Here is a 4789-nt window from a genome sequence, read left to right on the forward strand (position 1 = left end):
GGTGAAAAGGAAGGCCACCCGCGGCCGGCTCTCTCCACGCGCCCGCCCGGCTACCACTCCCGGAGTGGGCTGGCCTGCCGCGGCCTTGCTCAGCGCCTCGCGGGCCTCGGAGACGGTGCGCGCCACCACCGCGAGCCGGTACGGCAGGGGGGTGCGCCCCGTGTTCGCGGTGAAGCACACATCGCCGAGATCGATGGAGGGATCCGCCGCCAACCGTGCCTCGTACCGGCTCGCCAGCTCCTGGAGCGCCGGATCGAGCCGGGCCGAGAGGGTGAGCAGGTGGAAGGATCGATCCCGGGCGGCCCGCTCTGTCGCCTCCGCGGGTGGGCGCTCCTCCAGCACCATGTGCGCGTTCGTCCCGCTGCCTCCGAACGAGCTGATCCCCGCGATCCTCCGGCGGCCCTCGGCCTGCCAGGGCACCGGCTCGCGAGGGATGCGCACGGGCAGCTCGGTCCAGGGGATGTTGGCGCTGGGCGTGCGAAAGTGCAGGTGCGGTGGGATCTCCTTGCGACCCAGCGACAGCACCACCTTGAGCAGGCCCGCGATGCCCGCCGCGGCCTCCAGGTGCCCGAGGTTCGTCTTCGCCGAGCCCACCCACAGCGGCCGATCCGCTGGGCGGTTCTCGGCGAAGACGCCACCGAGAGCCCGCAGCTCGATCGGATCACCCAGCGGCGTTCCCGTGCCGTGGGCCTCCACATAGTCCACCTCGGAGGGCTTCACCTGCGCGCGCGCCAGCGCCTCCCGGATCAGCTCCTGCTGCGCGTGCATGTTGGGCACGGTGAGCCCGCTGCGGTGCCCGTCCTGGTTCACCGCCGAGCCCCGGATCACCGCGAGGATCGGATCCTTGTTGGCCAGGGCGTCGCTGAGGCGCTCCAGCACCACGACGCCGCCGCCCTCCCCTCGCCCGTAGCCGTCGGCCGACTGATCGAATGTCTTACAGCGGCCATCGCGCGCGAGCGCCCCCGCCTTGCACAGGAGCATGCTCGGCCCGGGGCGGAGGATCAGGTTCACCCCTCCCGCGAGCGCCAGATCCGTCTCCCCCGAGCGCAGGCTGTTGCAGGCCAGGTGGACCGTCACGAGGGACGACGAGCACGCCGTGTCCAGCACCACGGCGGGACCCCTCAGACCCAGCATGTACGAGAGCCGCCCCGCGATGAAGCTGAGCGCATTGCCACCGATCAGCAGGCCATCCAGCTCGGCAGGATCGATCTCGTCCTGCCGCGGCGGGTACTCCATATTGGAGAGGCCCACGAAGACACCCGTGCGGCTGCCGGCCATCCCCCGAGGGGCCCGCCCCGCCCGCTCCAGGGCCTCCCAGCACAGCTCCCAGAACATCCGGTGCTGCGGATCAATGGCGTCCGCCTCGCGGCCAGAGATTCCGAAGAGCAGCGCGTCGAACTTGTCGATCTCGGACAGGAACCCGCCGCGGCGCATGTACATCTTCCCCGGCGCCGCGGGGTCCGCATCGAAGAAGGCCTCCACGTTCCAACGCTCGGGCGGCACCTCACGGGTGGCGTCCACGCCGTCCCGCAGCAGCCGCCAGTACGCCTCGGGGGAGTCAGCGCCGCCAGGGAAGCGGCAGGCCGCGGCCACCACGGCGATGGGCTCGTTGCGCCCCTTCTCGGAGGACTCGACCCGGGCCTTGAGCTGCTTGATCTCGACCAGAGCCCTGGCCAACACCGCCTGTCTGTCCAGCTCGGCTGCCTTCGGGTCCTTCATTGTTCATTCACTCCAGCAGGCGAGAGTTCACGGGCGAGCAGCGCGACCAGCTCGTCTTCGGACAGCCCGGCAATCGCGGGGTCCACCTCCGGCGCTCCCGCCTCGGCAGGTGCCGTCTCGGCCCTCTTCTCCTCCGCCGAGGGACGCAGCAGCTCCTCCAGGAAGGAGGCCAGCGCGCGCACCGTGGGGTGCTCGAAGGCCACCGTGGGCGCCAGGGGACGGCCGAAGTCCGACTCCAGATCCTTACGGACCCGCACGCTCATCACGGAGTCCATGCCCAGCTGGAAGAAGCCCTGCTCGGCGGCCAGCGCGCTGGGATCCTCGAAGCCGAGCACCGCCGCCACGCGGTGGCGCACATGGGCCTCCAGCATTTCCTTTCGCTCGTCCAGCGGCGAGGCCGCCAACCGCTTGAGGAGCTCCACGGCGCTGGCCACCACCGGCTTGCCCGCGCCTGGCGCCTCCACCTCGATTCGATCGAGCAGCGGACGGCGTCGCCGGGCCTCGAACACCGGCTTGAACTTGCTCCAGTCGAGGTTGGTCACGACCTTCTGGGCGGAGCGTGCGCCCACGAAGCGGCCGAGGACCTCGATCGTCGTCTCTGGCGACATGAAGTCGTAGCCGATCTGCTGGAAGTACGTCTTGATCTGCGCGCTGTCGGCGGCGCGCTCGCCCATGCCCCCCCCGGCCCACGTGCCGAGGTTGATGGCCACCGCCGCGCGTCCCGCCGCGCGACGGTAGTGCGCGACGGCGTCCAGGAAGTGGTTGGCCGCCGCGTAAGGCCCCAGCCACGCCGCGCCCCACACCGAGGCCACCGAGGACAGGTAGACCATGAAGTCGATCGGCATGTCCCGGGTGAGCCGATCGAGGACCCACGTCCCGCGGACCTTCGGGCCCAGGACCTCGTCCAGGGTGTCCTGCCCCAGCTCCGTCAGCTGCACGGGCTTGTTGAGACCGGCCGCGTGGATGACGCCTCGCAGCGGTGGCAGCTCCCGGCGGAGCTGCTCCAGCACCGCCGCCATGCGGGGCTCGTCCACGACATCCGCGGCGAATACCCGTACCTGCGCGCCGCGCTTCTCCAGATCCTCCACCGCGAGCACGGCCGCCTTCACGCTGCTGTCCGCAGGCAGGGTGCTCCAGCTCTCGCGCGGCGGCAGCTCCGTGCGCCCGAGCAGCGCCAGGTTCTTGGCACCGCGGTCGATCATCCACCGTGCCAGATCCAGGCCGAGGCCTCGCAGACCGCCGGTGATCAGGTAGGTGGCATCCTCGCGGAGCCGAGGGCGGGTGGTCAGCTCCTCGGCGGAGGCGCGGATCAGCCGCGCCGCCTTCCGCTTCCCGGCGCGAAGGGCGATCTGCTCCTCCCCGTCCGGCGCGAGCAGCTCCTGCACGAGGCCTTCCGCTCCACCCGGGGACGCCCGGGGATCCAGATCGATCAGTCCCCCCCAGATATCCGGGTGCTCCAGGGCGGCGACGCGGCCCAGTCCCCACAGCAGCGACTGCGCCACCGCCACGGACTCCGCCTCGCCGGCGGGCTGCGCTCCGCGAGTGACGAGCCACACGGAGGGCAGCTCCGCGCCCTTGATGGGAGCCAGCACCTGGAGCAAGGGGATGACGCTCCCAGCCGCGAGCTGCTGCGCCCGCTGCAGCTCCGCGAGCTCCAGCGCCTCGTTCGGCGCCGCATCCAGGGCCCACAGGTGGACGACCCCTCGCAGCGGAGCCCCCGCGTGGGCCTGCGCCTGCTCCAACAGCCACTCGAAGTCCTCGCGCCGCGTGGGGTGGATCGACGCGTGGCCGGCACCTTGCTGCGCACGCTCGCCGGCAGACGCGAGGAACACCGTGTTGCCCTCACGCTCGAGCTGCTGGGCGAGGTTGGCACCCGTGCCGCCCTGATCGGCGAGGATGATCCACAGGCCGCGGGGGACCGCGCGCACGGCTGTGCCCCGCGCTGATCGATCCTCCCAGCTTAGATCGTAGAGCCAGGAGCGCACGTGCCGGTCCGCGGCCTGCTCGATGAGCGAGGACGAGGACTTCTCCAGGCGGACCCCGATCAGCTCCACCATGGGCCGCCCTGCCTCATTGAGCAGGCGGATGTCGCCCTCCAACGCCGCCGAGGAGGCGACGCCCGGCTGCCTCAGCGTCACGTGGATCCAGAGTGACTCCTCGTGCCGTCCCAGGAAGCGCACGCGCTCGATGCGGGTGGGCAGCAGGACCTGCTTGCGCATCGCCTCGTCGGGTGCGGTCTCGGTCAGCAGGCGCACGGCCAGCTCCAGCACCGCAGGGTGGGCCCGGAAGGAGGCGGCCTGAAGCAGGCGCTCCTCCGAGAGCCGGACGAGCCCCAATACCTCTCCCGGCCGCCGCCAGAGCCGCTCGAGCACGCGGTAGCTGGGACCCAGGCTGATGCCCGCCTCATCCAGCCCTGCGAAGTACGCGGTGCCCGTCACCTCCTCGCGGCAGCGCGCACGCGCCTCCGCCAGCGGCACCGGCTCGGGCGCCATCGCCTCACCCGGAGCCATCGAGCGGACCTGCCCCGACGCGAGCAGGGCCGGGGGGCCCTCATCCTCTGGAGTGGAGAACACCTCGAAGGTGGCCTGGCCCGCGCCGCGCGGCGTGAGCACGAGCTGCGCGGCGCCTTGCCGCTTCTCATCGAGGATCAGCGCCTCGTGGAGGGTGAACGGCTCCACCAGGAAGGGGCCAGACTTGAAGGCCTCGGAGGCGGCGGCCACCACCAGCTCCGCGGGCGTCGAGAATGGAAGCAGCGGCAGCCGGTGGACGCCGTGCTCCCCCAGGAAGTCCGCTGAGGCCGCGTCGAAGGCCAGCTCGAAGTAGCGCTCGCCCGAGGGTCGCGCCGACTTGATCTGGTTGACGAAGAACGGGTGGCCGTGCCCGTTCGCCGTCCGCTTCGCCTCACCCGGCCGGGACTCCTGGGACACCTGGAGCCAGTGGCGCGAGCGCTGCCACGCGTAGGAGGGGAGCTCCACCGGGCGGCTCCAGCTCGGATACAGCCGCTCGAAGGCGACAGGGTGCCCTCCGGTGTAGAGCGCGCCCAGCGACTCGAGCATCACCCCCCGGTTGT

General features: G+C 71.6%; 2 protein-coding genes. Both read right to left on the reverse strand.

Annotated features, from left to right (window positions below; genetic code table 11):
- Window positions 1–1719, reverse strand: a 1719-nt coding sequence (locus tag VD972_RS18845; RefSeq protein ID WP_324988917.1) for a type I polyketide synthase, incomplete at its 3' end; no start/stop codon positions are given.
- The coding region (locus tag VD972_RS18850) for a type I polyketide synthase (protein ID WP_324988919.1) at window positions 1716–4789 on the reverse strand (3074 nt) is incomplete at its 5' end. The genes VD972_RS18845 and VD972_RS18850, both read right to left, overlap by 4 nt.

The sequence above is a fragment of the Hyalangium sp. genome (assembly GCF_035629615.1).
Taxonomy (GTDB): domain Bacteria; phylum Myxococcota; class Myxococcia; order Myxococcales; family Myxococcaceae; genus Hyalangium.